Source organism: Dactylosporangium sp. NPDC050688 (genome assembly GCF_040654515.1).
Lineage (GTDB): Bacteria > Actinomycetota > Actinomycetes > Mycobacteriales > Micromonosporaceae > Dactylosporangium.
This window is the reverse complement of sequence record NZ_JBFAIC010000003.1, coordinates 189,378-205,598: the sequence shown is the minus strand read 5'-3', so window position 1 is coordinate 205,598 and position 16,221 is coordinate 189,378. Positions and strand designations below refer to the sequence as shown.

Here is a 16,221-nt window from a genome sequence, read left to right as displayed (position 1 = left end):
AAGCGCTTCGACTGTGAAGCTACGAACCGGCCACCGGCGTGTCAATCGTCCGGCCCGCCCGCCCGTGACCGGCCCGGGCGGGGCCGTGAAACTTCCACCGGTGCGCGAGAATGCGACGGTGGCGGTTGCGGATGCGCAGTTCCTGGCGATGGTCGACCAGCTGGCCGAGGTCGAGCGGGCGCACGCCGCCGACTACACGTCCTTCAGCGTGCGCGGCCGGCGGTTCGGCTACTTCTGGCCGCGCACCCACACCACCGGGCTGAAGCAGACCCTGTCGGAGCAGCTCGCCCTGGTCGCGGAGCGCCCCGACGTGTTCGAGGTGCAGTTCACCTCCGGCGGGTTCGGGTGGGTGGTGGTGTACCTGCAGCGCATCGACGCCGTCGAGCTGGGTGAGCTGCTGTATGAGGCGTGGCAGCTGTCCGCGCCGGAGTCCCTCGTCGAGGGTCACCCGCTGCCCTTCGGCTAGTCTGCGGGCATGTCACTCACCGCGGAGTTCGAGCAGGCCCAGATCGACGTCAAGCAGCTCGACCAGCGCCCCGGCAACGACGTGCTGCTGCGGCTGTACGCCCTGTACAAGCAGGGCACGCACGGCGACGCCGGCGGCAAGCGCCCCGGCGTGTTCGACATGGTGGGCCGCGCCAAGTACGACGCCTGGAAGGCGCTCGCTGGCACCGGCCAGGAGGACGCGCAGCGGCAGTACGTCGCGCTCGTCCAGCAGCTGCGCGGCTGAGCGCCCCCACCCGCGCGATGCCTCAGCGCGGGTCCGGGTCCGGGTGCTGGGGGCGCTCGCCGAGCACGGTGCGGTAGAGCGCCTCGCGCAGCGCCAGCTCGCGCGGGTCGTCCCACAGGTGGAAGCCGGCGCGGTTCATCGCGTAGGCGAAGCCGACGCCGGTCTCCGGGTCGGCGAAGCCGAACGACCCGCCCGCCCCGGGCGTGCCGAACGCCCGGTCGCCGGCGGCGCCGAACCGCAGCCGCGGGAACGGTTTCAGGTAGCCGAGCGAGAAGACCGTCGGCACCCGCAGCACCACGTCGAGCAGCCCGCCGCTGGGCGGCTCCGCCGGGCGGGCCAGTGCGTCCAATGTGGACGGTTTCAGGCCGAGCGCCGTGCCGCCGGTGGCCGCGTCGCCGTAGGCGCGGGCGACGGCACGGACCTCGCCGGTGCCGTTGGCGGCGGGCAGCTCCAGGCGGCGCACCTCCGGCAGGTTGTAGTTGCCCGTCTGCGACAGCACCTTCGGGTTGGCGAACGAGCGCGCGGTCACGCTGCGCGGGTTGAGGAACCCGAACACGAACGCGCGCGGCATCGTGCCCAGGTGCAGCAGCAGCTCCGCCGGCTGGAACCCGTGGATGAACGCGATCCGGTCCGGGTCCACGGTGTCGGGCACGCCGACGTGGAACTCGGCGCCGAGCGGCGCGGCGATCTCCTCGGCGAAGAACCGGCCGAGGGACCGTCCCGCCGGGTCGACGCGGCGCAGCAGCTCGCCCTCGTACCAGCCGAGCGAGATCGCGTGGTAGCCGTGCCGGGTGCCGGGCTCCCACGCCGGGCGCTGCTCGGCGAGCGCGCCGGCGACCACGTCGAGGTCGGCGAGGTCGGCGACGGTGAGCGGCCGGTCGATCGCGGCGAGCCCGGCCTGGTGCGCCAGGAGCTGCCGGACGGTCACGCCCTCCTTGCCGTTGCGGGCGAACTCGGGCCAGTACGTGGCGACGGTCGCGTCGTAGTCGATCCAGCCCCGGGAGTGCGCGACCGCGATCGCGAGGCCGGACACGCCCTTCGTGGTGGAGAACACCGTGACGAGCGTGTCGCGCAGCCACGGCGCGCGGGTGCGCCCGTCGCGGTAGCCGCCCCACAGGTCGACCACCTTGCGCCCGTCGCGGTAGACGGCGCAGGCCGCCCCGATCTCGCCGCGCTCGGCGAAGTTGCGCCGGAACGCGTCGGCGACCGGGCCGTAGCCCTCGTCGACGTCGCCCTGGACGAGGGCGGGCGGGACATCCACCTTGAACACCATGACGGCCTCCTGCGGCGGCGCCTGGAGCGGCGTGCGCCGACGATACACCCGCAGCCGGCGCTTTCGGCACTACCCGTGCACCTTGATTCCGGTGGCCTACGCTGGCGCCGGTGACGCACTTCCCCGGCGCGGCGCCGTTCGACACGCTGCGTACCTACGCCGCCACCGGCGGGCACATCACCACCACCTGGTTCGCCACGGCCGCCCCCGTCGACGCGGTCCTCGACTGGTACGGCCGGCGCCTGCCCGGCCACGACCGCACCGGCGGGGGCGAGTGGACGAAGACCGGGACCGCCGACGGCGTGCGTCACTTCCACGGCGTCACCGTGCACCCCGCGGACGCACCCACCGCCGGACCGCGCCCGTCCCGGCCGGCACCCCCGGGCACCGGCACCGTGATCCGCGAGGACACCGGCACCTTCCCCGCCGCCCCCGCCGCTGCTGGACCGGCTGCCGCACCGGCCGCCCGGCCGTCGCTGCTGCAACGCATCCGCGCCAGGCTGATCACTCCCCGCTGAACCCGCGGTCGTACTTCCGGTCAGCAGTGCCAGGTGACCGTCGCGCGCCTTCGCCGAGCCGATGCCGGAGGGCGCCTATGCGCGGCGCAGCAGGGCGTCCGTGGCCGCGCACGTGGCGGTCGCCGCGGTCAGGAACAGCGCCGCCGCGAGGAGGATCCGCACCTCCGGGTACGTCGGCGGCGGCAGCAGCGCCCCGGTCGCCGCAGCCAGCCCGGCCATCGCGGCGGCCGACACCTGCGCCAGCCACCCGCCGACCGACCGCCGGGCGTCCTTCAGCCCGGCGACGGCGTCCCGCGCGGCCAGCACGACCGCGACCCCGGCGACGAGGGCGGTCCCGGCGACGGCCAGCCACAGGGTGCCGAGGTCGAGGGCGTACCGGACGGGCAGGGCCGGCACGAAGAACAGCGCCGCGAACCACGCCAGTGCCCCTGACACCGTCGCCACCGCCGGCCCCGCCGCCGGCCCCGGCCTCGCGGCGCGGCGGTGGGCGAGCAGGCGGGCGCCGGCCAGGGCACCGCCCGCCACCGCCGCGACGGGCAGCAGCCGGGGCACGTGGCCGAGGTTGTAGAGCAGGGCGGTGTCATACACCAGCAGCACCAGCACCCCGAGCGCCGCGGCCGACCCGACCGCCAGCAGCACGTCCACCGCGGTCCGCGGCGCCGGCAGCGCGGGCCGGGGACGCCACCGGCCCACCAGCAGCGCGGTCGCCACGCAGGACACGCCCCGCAGCACCAGGTCGTCGACCGTGTACGGGTTGCGCAGCCCCCACTCGACCAGCCCGAACACGACCGAGTACGCCACGCACCCCGCCCACAGCACCGCCGGGGTGGTGAGCACCCGGGCGCGGACCGGGTCGAGCCAGCGGCACACGCACAGGTAGGCGAGGACGACGAACGGCAGCTCCAGGATGGCCTGCACCCGCAGGACGCTCACGGCGAGCAGCCACGGCGCCGGGAACGCCGCCGCGACGGCCTGCACCGCGCCGCCGCCGGCCAGGTCGAACCAGCCGGGTGGCAGGTAGCGGGCGATGAACGCCGGGTCGCCGTCGTGCACGCGCAGGACGTACACGGTGAACAGCACCTGGTTGAGGTAGACCGCGGCGACGACGGCGGCCAGCCAGAACCCTGGTCCGCGGCCGGTGCCGGGCGGCGCGGGCGGCGGGCGGCGCAGCACCAGGGCCACCCCGCCGAGGACCGAGCCGACGACGAGCAGGTCGACCGCGGCCCCGACGCTGATCATGCCCGAACGGTACCGAACCGGGGTTCATCGCCGAACACCGGTGATTTCGCCGATACACCCGGGGGCACCGCCTGCACACACTGACACCCATCGAAGTTACGAAGGTGTTTCGAGAGGAGTGCAGCGTTGCGAACCATCCTGTTCAGGCTGGCCGTCGTCCTCACGCTCATGGGCGGCGGGGTCGCCGCGGTCGCCGCCCCGGCGCTCGCTGACGAGATCGGCCAGGCACCCACCGCCGCCAACATCACCGGCAACGGCAGCTTCGCGACCACGTCGGAAAGCATCTCCAGCCTGGTCTCCGGCTTCGGCGGCGGCCGGGTGTACTACCCGACGGCCACCGGCCGGTACCCGGTGATCGCGGTCTCGCCCGGGTTCACCGCCACCTGGTCGAGCCTCTCCTGGATCGGCCCGCGCCTGTCCTCGTGGGGGTTCGTGGTCGTCGGCATCGAGACCAACAGCATCTACGACCAGCCCGGCAGCCGTGGTAACCAGCTGCTCGCCGCGCTGAACTGGGCCGTGAACTCCTCCTCCACCGCCGTGCGGTCCCGCGCCGACGGCAGCCGCCGGGGCGTGGCCGGCCACTCGATGGGTGGTGGCGGCACCCTGGAGGCGCTCGCCGCCGACACCAGCGGCCTGGTCAAGGCCGGGGTGCCGCTCGCGCCCTGGAACACGGACAAGACCTGGAACAACGTCAACGAGCCGGTCCTGATCGTGGGCGGTCAGCTCGACGCCATCGCGCCGGTCGCCACGCACTCGGTGCCGTTCTACAACAGCCTGGGCGGGCCGAAGACGTACGTCGAGCTGACCGGGGCGAGCCACTTCTTCCCGCAGACGACGGACGCCACCACGTCCCGCGCGCTGGTGTCGTGGTTCAAGCGCTGGCTGAACCAGGACGCCCGGTTCACGCCGTACACCTGCGGCTTCGGCGGGCTGGCAGTGTCCGACTTCCGCAGCAACGCCTGCTGAGGCACCCGCACCCGGGTCCCCGTCGCCCGTCCGGGCGGCGGGGACCTCGCGCGTCGCGCGGCGGGGACCTCGTGGGTCAGCCGCCGGCCATCGCGCCGATGATGAGCAGCGGCTCCCTGCCGGTGGCGACCGGGTCCGGCAGCGGGTCGTCGGGTTCGTCGTTGGAGAGGTCCTCTTCGCAGCCGTACAGGCGCACGAACGCGCGGCGGCGGCCACTGGCCCGGTCCCGGATGGTGCCGCGCAGCGCCGGGTAGCGGGCCTCGAGGGCGTCCAGGACCAGCCGCTGGGTCGCCGGCCCGGACACCTCCAGCCGCACCTCGCCGTCGACGCGGGCCAGCTGCCGCAGGTGCGCGGGGAGCACGACGCGGATCATGGCAGCGTCTGCACCTCCACGGACAGCACGGCCGGCAGGTCCCGCACGATCGGCAGCCAGCTGTCGCCGGCGTCGGCGGAGACGTACACCTGCCCACCGGTCGTGCCGAAGTAGATGCCGCACTCGTCGAGGGTGTCCACGGCCATCGCGTCGCGCAGCACGTTGACGTAGCAGTTGGCCTGCGGCAGGCCCTCGGTGAGCGGCTGCCAGTGCTCGCCTCCGGTGCGGCTGCGGTACACCCGGAGCCGGCCGTCGGGCACGTAGTGCTGCGAGTCGCTGGTGATCGGCACGACGTAGACCGTCTCGGGCTCGTGGGCGTGCACCGCGATCGGGAACCCGAAGTCCGTCGGCAGGTCGCCGCTGATCTCCCGCCACGAGCCGCCGGCGTCGTCGGTGCGCAGCACGTCCCAGTGCTTCTGCATGAACAGCACGTCTGGGCGCGACGGGTGCATGGCCAGCCGGTGCACGCAGTGCCCCACCTCGGCGTCCGGGTCGGGGATCTGCCCGGACACCAGGCCCCGGTTGATCGGCTGCCAGGTGACGCCGGCGTCGTCGGAGCGGAACGCCCCGGCCGCCGAGATCGCCACGAAGATCCGGTCGCGGTGCACCGGGTCGAGGATGATGGTGTGCAGGCACATGCCGCCGGCGCCGGGCTGCCAGCGCGCGCCCGACTCGTGGGTGCGCAGCCCGGTCAGCTCCTGCCACTCGCGCCCGCCGTCGGTCGAGCGGAACAGCGCGGCGTCCTCGGCGCCCGCGTACACCGTGTCAGGGTCGTCCCGGGCCGGCTCCAGGTGCCAGATCCGCTTGAACTCCCACGGGCGGGGCGTGCCGTCGTACCAGAGATGGTCACCGACCTTGCCCTCGTAGGTGAAGTCGTTGCCGACCGGCTCCCAGGTGGCGCCGCCGTCGTCGGAGCGCTGGATCAGCTGGCCGAACCACCCGCCGGACTGCGACGCGTAGAGCCGGTCGGGGTCCGCCGGGGAACCGTTGACGTGGTAGATCTCCCAGCCGCCGAACAGCGGCCCGTCGATCTTCCAGTCCTTGCGGGCGCCGTCCGAGGTCAGGATGAACGCGCCCTTGCGCGTCCCGACCAACACCCGTACACCACTCATGCCGTCACCTCCGCTGCGCTGCGCTCGGGATCGCTCATGCCGCACCTCCGTCTCCGTGTGCCGACCTCTCGCATCGTGCCACGGTCCGGGCCGCCCGCAACCCCGCTTCACCCTGGCGCGCCGCCGTCCCGGCACGCGGCGGGCGCGCCAGTGCGGCTGGTGTGAGCGGGGTGACCGCGGGTAGGAGGCCCGGCAGCAGGCAGCACGAGTGAAGGGAGCACCGCACATGGGCGACGACGACCCGATCATCTCCGGCGTGCCGGCGGCCGCGCGCAACTCCGAGCCGGGTGGGCGGCCGGTCAACGTGCGCACCGGCGCGGACCAGCCGTGGGACCCGGAGGACCTGGCGGTGGCCAAGGGGCGGGACCCGACCCCGGCGAACGTCGAACGCAGCCGCCGCGAGCTGGAGGAGCTGGGCCCGGCGGCGATCGAGAAGACGGTCCCCTGAGCGTCCGGTCGAGGCATGGTGCACAGTCCGGGTACGCACGTCGGTGTGCGCACCCGGACCGTGGTCTGTGGCGCCGGCGCACCGTGAGCCTGCCGGGTGGGGTACCGCTGCCGCATCGGTGGAATCGCCTGCCCGCAGGCGGGTCAGGAGACCACCTTCGCCAGCTCGGTGCGGGAGCGCACACCGAGGCGGGTGAAGATGTTGCGCAGGTGGTGGTCGACGGTGCGGGGGCTGAGGAACAGCACCTCGGCGACCTCGCGGTTGGTGGCGCCGCCGGCGACCAGCTCGGCGATGCGGGCCTGCTGCGCGGTCAGGGCCTGCTGTGCGGTCAGCGCCTGCCGGGCCTCCTCGGTGGGGGTCACGTGGTCACCGGCGGCGCGCAGCTCGGCGGCGGTGCGCTGGGCCCAGGCGGCCGCGCCGAACTGGTCGAAGGTGGCCAGGGCGCGGCGCAGGTGCTCGCGGGCCGCGGCCGGGTGCCGGCGGCGGCGCAGCTCCTCGCCGTAGAGCAGCTCGGTGCGGGCCCTGGCGAACGGCGAGTCGCCGGCCAGGTGCAGCCGGATCGCCTCGCGGTACCGGGCGTCGGCCTCGTCCTCGGTGTCGGCGAGCAGCGCGTGGCAGCGGGCAGACAGTGCCAGCCAGGTCGGGTTCGCGGTGCTGTGCGCCCATAGGTCGTAGGCCCACAGGATCTGCCGGGCGGGGGCCCGGTCGCCGCACCGGGCGACCGCCTCGACCAGCGTCGGGGTGGCGGGGATCTGCACGCCGAGGTGGCCGCGGCCGCCGGCGGTGCGCATCACGCCCCACAGCCGGCCGGCGGCGTCGGCGTAGCGGCCCTCGGCGACGTCCAGCAGCGCCGAGGCCCAGACGCACATGGCGCGGGCCTGGCTGTCGATGTCGACGCCGGCCCTGGCCCGGCACCGGCGCGCCCATGCCTGGCTGGCCGGGGCGTCGCCGAGCATGCCGAGCACCACGGCGAGCATGCCGCGGCAGTTGTCGGCGACGGCGTCCTGGCCGGTGGCGGCGGCGAGGCGCTGGCCCTCGGTGGCGGTGGCGACGGCGAGGTCGAGGTCGCCGAGCGCGAACGCGGCGGTGGCCGCCAGGTCCAGGGCGTGCGGGACGGTGGCCTGGTCGCCGGCGCCGCCGGCGAGGCGGGCGGCCCGCACCGCGAGGCGGTACGCCTGCTGGTCCTCGCCGATGAGGATGCCGGCGCCGGCGGCGCGGACCAGCACCGGCGGGTCGTCGACGGCGGCGGCGAGCTGCAGGACCCGCCGCAGCGGCACCACGCCCCGCGACGGGTCGCCGGAGAACAGCGCGGACACGCCGGTGAAGTACTCGAACAGCAGCTCGGCGGCGGCCGGGTCGCCGGGGCGCCGCAGCCGCAGCGCCTGTTCGGCGAGCGCGGTGAACTGGTCGTGCCGGCCGGTCGCCAGCAGCGCCTCGCCGGCCAGCGTGAACGCGCCGAGGCTGCGCTGCCGGTCCTGGGCGACGAGCCGGCCGGCCGCGGCGACGAGGGTGTGCTGCTCGCCGCCGCCGGCGCCGGTGCGCAGGTCGATCTCGCCGAGCAGCAGCTCCCGTTCGGCGTGCAGGTGCTCCGGTACGCCGGGCGCGAACACCGAGCGCAGCAGCATCCGGGCCTGGTGGGGTTCGCCGCCGCGCCAGGCGAGGCGGGCCGCGGCGAGGGTACGGGAGGCGGCGAGGACGGGGCCGGTGGTGAGCGCGGCGGCGTGCCGCAGCGCGGTCGCGGCGAGGGCGGGCGGCACGTCGGCGGCGGCGCCGGCGAGGACCGCGGCGAGGGCGTCGTCTGGGCCGCCGGCGATCGCGGCCAGGTGCAGCGCGGCGGTCAGCACCGCACCGGGCTCGCCCGTCAGCAGTGCGGCGGGTCCGTCGGTCGGCACCGCGGGGGGTTCGCCGGTCGGCAGTGCGGCGGGTTCGGCGGTCGGCAGCGCGCCGGGCTCGCCCGTCGGCGCCGCGGCGGGTTCGCACGTCGGCGCCGCGGCGGGTTCGGCGGCCGGCGCCGCGGCGGGTTTGGCGGCCGGTAGCGCGGCGAGGAGCCGGTGTGCGGCGTGCCGCTCGGCGAGGCCGGCCTCGGCGTACAGGACGTGGGCGAACAGCGGTGGCACGAACCGGACCCGGCCGTCCTCGACGTGCACGAGGTCGGCGCGTTCGGCGGCGGCGAGGTCGTCCGGCCGGTGCCCGGCGGCGAGGAGCGCGGCCACGCCGCAGCCCGGCCGGCCGCCGGGGGTGCGCGGCCCGGTGAGGGCGGCGGTCGCGGCGAGCAGCAGGACCCGGCGGGTGGCGTCGGGCAGGGTACGCAGCACCGCCCGGTACTCCCGGCGTAGCGGGCTGTCCCGGGGCAGCGTGTCGGGCGGGGCGGCCTGGCCGTGGCGCTGCTCGGCGTCCAGCGCGGCGGCGAGCTCGGTCAGCGCCCGCGGGTTGCCCTCGGCCATGGCGGCGAGGACCCCGGCGACGTCGCCGGCGAGGTCCGGCACCGCGTCGGTGAGCAGGTCACGGCTGTCGCGCAGGTCGAGGGGGGCGAGCCGGCGGACCGGCAGGCCGGCGAGGGCCGCCTCGCTGCCGGCTGCGGCGGGCGTGTCGCGCAGCGCGAACAGCAGCGCGACCCGGTCGCCGCCGGCGTGCCGGGCGGCCAGGGCGAGGGCGTCCAGCGACGGGCGGTCCAGCCACTGGGCGTCGTCGACGCGGCACACCACCGGCCCGCGGGCCCGGCCGCCCAGCGCCCGCAGCGCGGCGAGCGTGGCCAGGCCCGCGGCGAGCCGGTCCGCCGCCGCGCCGCCGTGGCACCCGGCCACCCCCGCGCCGCGGTCCGGCGCGCCGCCGTGGCAGCCGGGCAGCCCGGCGCCACGGTCGGGCACCACGCCGGCGAGGAGGCGGTGCAGCCCGGCGTACGGCAGCGCGGTCTCCGCCGGGCACCCGGCCACGGCCAGCTCGACGGCCGGGCCGGTGACGGCGGCCGGGCCGGTGAGGGCAGCCGTGGCGCCGGCGCGGGCGGCCGTCGAGCCGGCGAGCAGGGCGGACCTGCCGATGCCGACGGGCCCGGCGACGACCAGGGCTCCCCCGCGCCCCTCGGCGGCCGCGGCGAGCAGGGCGGCGATGGCGGCACGGTCGGCGTCGCGGCCTCGCAACGAAACTTTCTGCACGGTCGATGCACTAACCATGTCGCCAGTGTTACGCGTCGGTAACACCAATGGAAGGGGTCACTGTGCCACGACGGCCCGCCGCAGCTCCCGTTTGAGCACCTTGTGGCTCGGCCCGAGCGGCAGGGCGTCCACGATGCGCACCTGGCGCGGGTACTTGTGCCGCCCCAGGTGCTCCCGCGACCAGCCGACGAGGTCCTCGGCCACCAGCGTGGCGCCGTCGGCCGCGACGACCACCGCGCAGATCTCCTCGCCGTGCACCGGGTCCGGCACGCCGATCACCGCGACCTGCGCGACGCCGGGGTGCCGGGCGAGCACCTCCTCGACCTCGCGCGGGTACACGTTGAAGCCGCCGCGGATGATGAGGTCCTTCTTGCGGTCGACGATCGTGACGAACCCGTCGGCGTCGCGGGTACCGAGGTCGCCGGTGCGGAACCAGCCGTCGACGACGGCGAGGGCGGTGTCCTCGGGCCGGCCGAGGTACCCGGCGAAGACGTTGTGCCCGCGCACGACGATCTCGCCGAGCTCGCCCGGCGCCAGCAGCTCGACGCGGTCGTCGAGCTCGGCCCGCGCGATCTCGACCTCGACGCCCCAGACCGGGTGGCCGACGGTGCCGGCACGAGTGCCGAAGTGCGGCTGGTTCGTGGTGGCGGTCGGGGAGGTCTCCGACAGCCCGTACCCCTCGAAGATCGACGTGTCGAAGGCGGCGTTGAACCGCTCCAGCACCGCCACCGGCAGCGACGCGCCGCCGGAGACGCACAGCCGCAGCCGGGGCAGCTCCGCCCGGCGCGCGGCGGCCTCCAGCAGCGCCAGGTACATCGTGGGCACGCCGTGGAACACGTCGACGCCCTCGGCGACCATGAGGTCCAGCGCGGCCTCGCCCGTGAAGCGGGCCAGCATGACGAGGGTGGCGCCGAGCCGGAAGGTGCCGTTCATGCCGACCGTCTGCCCGAACGTGTGGAACAGCGGCAGGCAGCCCAGCACCACGTCGGTGGGGCGGGCGTCGTTGGCGTCGAACACGTTGACGGTCGCGTTCATGACCAGGTTCAGGTGGGTCAGCACGGCACCCTTGGGCTGCCCGGTGGTGCCACTGGTGTACAGCACGACCGCCGGGTCCTGCGGCTGCCGCGAGGCGTAGGAGCGCAACGGCGCGGCGTGCGCCAGCTCGGCCGGCGCGACCGCGGCCACCCCGGCCAGCTCCGCGGCGGCGGCCCCGGTCGCGGCCACCGCCGGGTGGCAGACGAGCAGCCGGGCGTCGCTGTCGCGCAGGGTGTACGCGACCTCCTGCGCGGTCAGCAGCAGGTGCACGGGCACGACGACGGCGCCTAGGGCAAGGATGCCGTAGTAGGCGCGCGGGAAGTCCACGACGTTCGGGCACTGCAGCGCGACCCGGTCACCGGGGCGCACGCCGAGGTCGCGCAGGGCCGCCGCACAGGTCAGCGCCTGCCGCCACAGCTCGGCGTACGTGACGCGCTGGTCGCCGTCGACGACCGCGACGCGCTGCGGGTACCGCCGCGCGGACTCGGCCAGGATGGCCGCGACGGAAAGGGTCGCGCTCATGCTGTCACCTCCGCTGCGCTCCGGCGCCGGCCTGAGCTCCACCCTGCGCCCATGATTCGCAGCCCTCCGCTGCGCTGCGGGCCGCTCATGCCAGGTGCCCGCCGATCTGGGTGAAGCCGCGCAGCAGGTCCCGGGCGATGATCATGCGCTGCATCTCGTCGGTGCCCTCGAAGATGCGCAGCAGCCGGACCTGCCGGTACCAGCGCTCGATCGGCAGTTCGCGGGTGTACCCCATGCCGCCGTGGATCTGCATGACCCGGTCCACGACGTGGTTGACCATGGCGGCGCCGTAGAGCTTCGCCATCGACGACGTGTGCCGGGGGTCCAGGCCCTGGTCGACGGTCCAGGCGGCGCGCAGCACCAGCCAGCGGGCCGCCTCCAGCTCGACCTCCGAGTCGGCGATCATCCACTGGATCGCCTGGTTCTGCCCGATGGGCCGGCCGAACGTGTGCCGGGTGTTGGCGTGCTCGATCGCCATGCCGAGCGCGCGTTCCGCGATGCCGAGCGCGTGCGAGGGGATGACGTAGCGACCCTTGCCGATCCAGCGCATCGCCAGGTCGAAGCCCTGGCCGAGCTCGCCGAGGATGTTGCGGCCGGGCACCCGCACGTCGTCGAAGACCAGCGACGCGGGACCGCCCTCGCCCATGGTCTGGATGAACTCGGAGCGCCAGCCCATCGACCGGTCGACCAGGAACGCGGTCGCGCCGCCCTTGCGCACGTCCCGGTCCTTGTCGGTGACCGCGATGACGATCGTGAAGTCGGCGTCGTTGCCGTTGGTGATGAACGTCTTCTCGCCGCTGAGCAGCCAGTCGTCGCCGTCGCGGCGGGCACTGAAGCTGATGTTCGCCGCGTCGGAGCCGGCGCCGGGCTCGGTGATCGCGAAGCACGACACGCGCTCGCCCTCGATGGTCGGCACGAGGTACTCGCGGCGCTGCTCCTCGTTGGCGAAGTACAGGATGTTGTCGGCCTCGCCACCGAAGCGGAACGGCACGTAGGAGCGGCCGACCTCGGTCCACACCAGGGACTGCAGCACCGCGGGGAGGTCCATGCCGCCGTACTCCTCGGGGGTGGACAGGCCCCAGAAGCCGAACTGCTTCGCCTTGCGCTGCAGCTCGCGCAGCTCGCTGCGCTCCAGCCCCGGCTGGTGGCGGCGCTCGCGGCGCAGCACCTCCTGCTCGAGGGGCTCGACCTCCTTGCGGATGAAGGACCGGGCGGTGTCCCGGATCGCCTTCTCCTCGTCGCTGAGCGAGAAATCCATCGCAACCCTCTCCTATTTGCACTTCGAGTGCACTAATCTTCGCCGACATGGATCGGTTCAGTTCTTTCGACGGGGTCGGCATCGCGTACCAGGTGTGGGGCGGCCCCTCGGCCCTGCCGCCGGTGGTGCTGCACCACGGGTTCGTCGTCGACGCCACCGTCAACTTCGTCGGCCCGGGCCTGGTCGGCGCCCTGGTCGAGGCGGGCCGGCAGGTCGTCGCCCTGGATGCGAGGGGGCACGGCGCCTCCGACAAGCCGCACGACGCCGGCCGCTACGGCGAGGCCGTCATGGCCCGCGACCTCGGCTGCCTGCTCGACACGATCGGCACCGGCACCGTGGACCTGGTCGGGTACTCGATGGGCGCCGTCGTGTCCGCCATCTTCGCCAGCGGCGACCCGCGGGTGCGCCGGCTCGTGCTGTCCGGCGTCGGCGCCGGCGTCGCCGAGCTCGGCGGGCTGGACACCCGGGTCATGCCGCCGGCGGAGATCGCCGCGGTGCTACTCACCTCGTCGCCGACGGCGGTCGAGGCGTCCCCGGCCGCCGCGTTCAGGGTGCTCGCCGACGCGATCGGCGCCGACCGCGTGGCGCTGGCCGCCCAGGTGCACGCGGCGCACCGCAGCCCGATCGCGCTGGACCGGATCACGGCACCCACCCTCGTGCTCGCCGGGCGGGACGACGAGCTCGCCGCGCGGCCCGAGGTGCTCGCCGGCGCGATCCCGGGCGCCCGGTGGCGGCTGGTGAGCGGCGACCACATGACCGCGCTGCGCGCCCCCGCGTACGCGCCGGCGCTCGTGGAGTTCCTGGCCGGATGAGTCACCGGGCTCACCGGTACCGGCGCAGCTCGCGGCGGGCGAGGGAGCGGCGGTGCACCTCGTCGGGGCCGTCGGCGATGCGGATCGTGCGGGCCCGGGACCACAGCCCGGCCAGCGGCGTGTCCTGGCTGACGCCGGCCGCGCCGTGCGCCTGGATCGCCTTGTCCACGACCCACTCCACGGCCGACGGCACCACGATCTTGATGGCCTGGATCTCGGTGTGGGCGCCCTGGTTGCCGGCGGTGTCCATCAGCCACGCGGTCTTGAGCACCAGCAGCCGCGCCTGCTCGATGCGCACCCGCGACTCGGCGATCCAGTCCTGCACCACACCCTGCTCCGCGATCGGCCGGCCGAACGCGACCCGCGCCGTCACCCGCCGGCACATCAGCTCCAGGGCGCGCTCCGCCATGCCGATGAGCCGCATGCAGTGGTGGATGCGGCCGGGGCCGAGCCGGGCCTGCGCGATCGCGAACCCGTCGCCCTCCCCTCCGAGCAGGTGCTCCGCCGGGACCCGCACGTCGCTGAACTCGATCTCGGCGTGCCCGCCGTGGTCGCCGTCGTCGTAGCCGAAGCTGTGCAGGCCGCGCCGCACCGTGACGCCGGGGGTGCCGCGCGGCACGAGCACCATGCTCTGCTGCCGGTGCCGGGGCGCGGCCGGGTCGCTCTTGCCCATCACGACGAGCAGCTCGCAGTGCGGGCTCATGCCGCCGGTGGCGAACCATTTGCGGCCGTTGACGACGTACGTGTCGCCGTCGCGCTCGACCCGGGTGGCGATGTTCGTCGCGTCGGACGAGGCGACGTCCGGCTCGGTCATGCAGAACGCCGAGCGGATCCGCCCGTCCAGCAACGGCTCCAGCCACCGGTCGCGCTGCCACGGGGTGCCGAATCCGGCGAGCAGCTCCATGTTGCCGGTGTCGGGGGCGGCGCAGTTCAGCGCGGCCGGGGCGAGCGACGGGCTGCGCCCCATGATCTCGGCGAGCGGCGCGTACTGCAGGTTCGTCAGCCCCGCGCCGTGCTCGCCGGGCAGGAACAGGTTCCACAACCCTTGCTCGCGGGCCCGCCGTCGCAGCTCCTCCAGGACCGGCGGCGGGCCCCAGTCGCCGGTGCCCTCGTGCAGCCGCGTTTCGGCCGGGTACACGTGCTCGTCCATGAACGCCAGGAGCCGCTCGCGGTACCCCTCGGTCACCGCGTCGTACGTGAAGTCCATCTACAGCCGCCCTTGGTCGATCTTCTGCTGGAGCCGGTTCATGCCGTTCAGCCACCGGTCCGGGTCCTCGCCGCGGCGCGCGTAGTACGTGGCGACCTCCGGGTGCGGCAGGATCAGGAACTGGTCGCCGGCCAGGGCCGCCACGACGTGGTCGGCGACCCGTTCCGGGGTGATCGCGGTGCGGTCCAGCAGGCCGCGGCTGGGCCCGGTGCCCTGGGCCAGCATCGGGGTCTGCACGCCCTGCGGGCACAGCGCCTGCACGACGATGCCGCGGTGGGCGTACGTGACGCGCAGCCACTCGGCGTAGGCGAACGCGGCGTGCTTGGTCACCGCGTACGGCGCCTTGCCCAGCAGCGTCAGCATGCCGGCCGCGGACACCGTGGCCAGGAACCGGCCGTGCCCCCGGGCGAGCCAGCGCGGCAGCAGCGCCCGCGACGCGTACACGTGCGCCATGACGTTGACCTGCCACGCCTGCTGCCACATCGCGTCGGGCGCGGTCGCGTCGCCGCCGTGCGCGACGCCGGCGTTGGCGCAGAACAGGTCCAGCGAGCCGAGCTTGTCCCAGGTGAAGTCGACGAGCCGGTCGGCCTCGTCGGGGTCGGCGACGTCGCCGGAGAAGGCGAGGCCGTCGATCTCGTAGGCGACCCGGCGGGCCGCGCCGGCGTCGAGGTCGTTGACGACCACCTGGGCGCCGAGCCCGGCGAAGCGGCGGGCCAGGGCCGCACCGATCCCCGAACCGCCGCCGGTGACGACGACCGCGGCGCCGTTGAGCTCCAGCCCGGCGCCCATCAGCCGGCCCTCCGGGCGAGGGTGACGCCGCCGTCGACGACGAGTGTCTGCCCGGTGATCCAGCTCGCCTCGTCGGAGGCGAGGAACGCCGCGGCGCCGGCGACGTCGCCGGGCACGCCCAGGCGGCGCATCGGGTACTGCGCGGCCGTCTCCTCCTCGTGCCCCTCGTACAGGGCGGCCGCGAAGCGGGTCTTCACCACGGCCGGCGCGATCGCGTTGACCCGCACCGCCGGCGCCAGCTCGACCGCCAGGCACGACGTGAGATGGTTGAGCGCGGCCTTGGTCACGCCGTAGAAGGCGATGCCGGCCGGCGGCTGCACCGCGGACACCGACGACACGTTGACGACCACGCCCCCGCCGTCGGGCGGCTTGCGGAACACCTCCTGCACCCAGCCGAGCGCGCTGAGCACGTTCACCTCGAAGATCTTGCGGGCGGCGGCGAGGTCGAGCTCCAGCAGCGGGCCGTACACGGGGTTGATGCCGGTGTTGTTGACGAGCACGTCCGGCGGGCCGTACAGGTCCGCCACGCGCCGCACCGCCTCGGCACGGTGCTCCGGGTCGTCGGCGCGCCCCGGGACGGCGACGGCGTTGACCGGCCCGCCGAGGGCGCTGACGGCCTCGGCGAGCGCGTCGGGCTTCCGGGCGGTGATGCAGACCTTGGCGCCCTCCTCGACGAACCGCCGGGCGATGGCCAGCCCGATGCCCCGACTCGCACCGGTGACGACCGCGACCCGCCCCGCGAGCCGGCCCTCTCCTGCGCTCATGGCCCTCCTTCGATCCCGCGGCA

At 75.0% G+C, this 16,221-nt stretch carries 16 protein-coding genes; 6 read left to right on the top strand and 10 right to left on the bottom strand.

What is annotated here, in order from left to right:
* The first annotated feature begins 118 nt into the window (after positions 1 to 118).
* Both AB0H83_RS05130 and AB0H83_RS05125 read left to right on the top strand, forming a co-directional pair.
* The gene (locus tag AB0H83_RS05130) at positions 119 to 466 is read left to right on the top strand and encodes an MmcQ/YjbR family DNA-binding protein (protein WP_360087048.1); all 348 of its coding nucleotides are present in this window, start codon (positions 119 to 121) and stop codon (positions 464 to 466) included.
* Between the two features lie 9 nt (positions 467 to 475).
* Entirely contained in the window at positions 476 to 730 is a 255-nt protein-coding gene (locus tag AB0H83_RS05125) for an acyl-CoA-binding protein (RefSeq protein ID WP_360087045.1), read from the top strand.
* Between the two features lie 22 nt (positions 731 to 752).
* On the opposite strand, the gene AB0H83_RS05120 is transcribed toward AB0H83_RS05125, so the two are convergent.
* Positions 753 to 2,003, bottom strand: a complete 1,251-nt coding sequence (locus AB0H83_RS05120; RefSeq protein WP_360087042.1) for a serine hydrolase domain-containing protein — start codon at positions 2,001 to 2,003, stop codon at positions 753 to 755.
* A gap of 110 nt (positions 2,004 to 2,113) precedes the next feature.
* On the opposite strand from AB0H83_RS05120, the gene AB0H83_RS05115 reads away from it, so the two are divergent.
* Positions 2,114 to 2,521, top strand: coding sequence for a hypothetical protein (locus AB0H83_RS05115; RefSeq protein WP_360087039.1), 408 nt, complete (start codon positions 2,114 to 2,116; stop codon positions 2,519 to 2,521).
* Between the two features lie 75 nt (positions 2,522 to 2,596).
* Here the strand turns inward: AB0H83_RS05115 and AB0H83_RS05110 are convergent, their stop codons facing one another.
* Positions 2,597 to 3,760: a hypothetical protein gene (locus tag AB0H83_RS05110; RefSeq protein ID WP_360087036.1), complete on the bottom strand. Its 1,164-nt coding sequence runs from the start codon at positions 3,758 to 3,760 to the stop codon at positions 2,597 to 2,599.
* A 126-nt stretch (positions 3,761 to 3,886) separates the two neighbouring features.
* Here AB0H83_RS05110 and AB0H83_RS05105 point away from each other — a divergent pair, with 126 nt between their 5' ends.
* Positions 3,887 to 4,726 carry an alpha/beta hydrolase gene (locus AB0H83_RS05105; RefSeq protein ID WP_360087033.1) on the top strand — a complete coding sequence of 280 codons (840 nt, stop codon included), beginning with the start codon at positions 3,887 to 3,889 and terminating at the stop codon, positions 4,724 to 4,726.
* Positions 4,727 to 4,802: 76 nt separating this feature from the next.
* Here the strand turns inward: AB0H83_RS05105 and AB0H83_RS05100 are convergent, their stop codons facing one another.
* Positions 4,803 to 5,099, bottom strand: a complete 297-nt coding sequence (locus AB0H83_RS05100; RefSeq protein ID WP_360087030.1) for a MoaD/ThiS family protein — start codon at positions 5,097 to 5,099, stop codon at positions 4,803 to 4,805.
* The gene (locus tag AB0H83_RS05095; protein ID WP_360087027.1) at positions 5,096 to 6,211 is read right to left on the bottom strand and encodes an exo-alpha-sialidase; all 1,116 of its coding nucleotides are present in this window, start codon (positions 6,209 to 6,211) and stop codon (positions 5,096 to 5,098) included. The genes AB0H83_RS05100 and AB0H83_RS05095 overlap by 4 nt, the downstream gene beginning before the upstream one ends.
* A 226-nt stretch (positions 6,212 to 6,437) precedes the next feature.
* On the opposite strand from AB0H83_RS05095, the gene AB0H83_RS05090 reads away from it, so the two are divergent.
* Positions 6,438 to 6,659 carry a hypothetical protein gene (locus AB0H83_RS05090; protein WP_360087324.1) on the top strand — a complete coding sequence of 74 codons (222 nt, stop codon included), beginning with the start codon at positions 6,438 to 6,440 and terminating at the stop codon, positions 6,657 to 6,659.
* A 143-nt stretch (positions 6,660 to 6,802) separates the two neighbouring features.
* On the opposite strand, the gene AB0H83_RS05085 is transcribed toward AB0H83_RS05090, so the two are convergent.
* The 3 genes from AB0H83_RS05085 to AB0H83_RS05075 form a co-directional block, all read right to left on the bottom strand.
* Positions 6,803 to 9,829, bottom strand: a complete 3,027-nt coding sequence (locus AB0H83_RS05085) for a LuxR C-terminal-related transcriptional regulator (RefSeq protein WP_360087024.1) — start codon at positions 9,827 to 9,829, stop codon at positions 6,803 to 6,805.
* Between the two features lie 39 nt (positions 9,830 to 9,868).
* Positions 9,869 to 11,368 carry a long-chain fatty acid--CoA ligase gene (locus tag AB0H83_RS05080; protein ID WP_360087021.1) on the bottom strand — a complete coding sequence of 500 codons (1,500 nt, stop codon included), beginning with the start codon at positions 11,366 to 11,368 and terminating at the stop codon, positions 9,869 to 9,871.
* Between the two features lie 85 nt (positions 11,369 to 11,453).
* The gene (locus AB0H83_RS05075) at positions 11,454 to 12,626 is read right to left on the bottom strand and encodes an acyl-CoA dehydrogenase family protein (protein ID WP_360087018.1); all 1,173 of its coding nucleotides are present in this window, start codon (positions 12,624 to 12,626) and stop codon (positions 11,454 to 11,456) included.
* Positions 12,627 to 12,673: 47 nt separating this feature from the next.
* Here AB0H83_RS05075 and AB0H83_RS05070 point away from each other — a divergent pair, with 47 nt between their 5' ends.
* Positions 12,674 to 13,438 carry an alpha/beta fold hydrolase gene (locus AB0H83_RS05070; RefSeq protein WP_360087015.1) on the top strand — a complete coding sequence of 255 codons (765 nt, stop codon included), beginning with the start codon at positions 12,674 to 12,676 and terminating at the stop codon, positions 13,436 to 13,438.
* Between the two features lie 10 nt (positions 13,439 to 13,448).
* Here the strand turns inward: AB0H83_RS05070 and AB0H83_RS05065 are convergent, their stop codons facing one another.
* Genes AB0H83_RS05065 through AB0H83_RS05055 form a run of 3 tightly spaced genes read right to left on the bottom strand, consistent with a single transcriptional unit; the run spans position 13,449 to position 16,198 of the window.
* The gene (locus AB0H83_RS05065) at positions 13,449 to 14,645 is read right to left on the bottom strand and encodes an acyl-CoA dehydrogenase family protein (protein WP_360087012.1); all 1,197 of its coding nucleotides are present in this window, start codon (positions 14,643 to 14,645) and stop codon (positions 13,449 to 13,451) included.
* Positions 14,646 to 15,434, bottom strand: a complete 789-nt coding sequence (locus AB0H83_RS05060; RefSeq protein ID WP_360087009.1) for an SDR family oxidoreductase — start codon at positions 15,432 to 15,434, stop codon at positions 14,646 to 14,648.
* On the bottom strand, positions 15,434 to 16,198 hold the full coding sequence (locus tag AB0H83_RS05055) for an SDR family oxidoreductase (RefSeq protein WP_360087006.1): 765 nt from the start codon (positions 16,196 to 16,198) through the stop codon (positions 15,434 to 15,436). Before AB0H83_RS05055 ends, AB0H83_RS05060 begins: the two co-directional genes overlap by 1 nt.
* Positions 16,199 to 16,221: the final 23 nt, after the last annotated feature.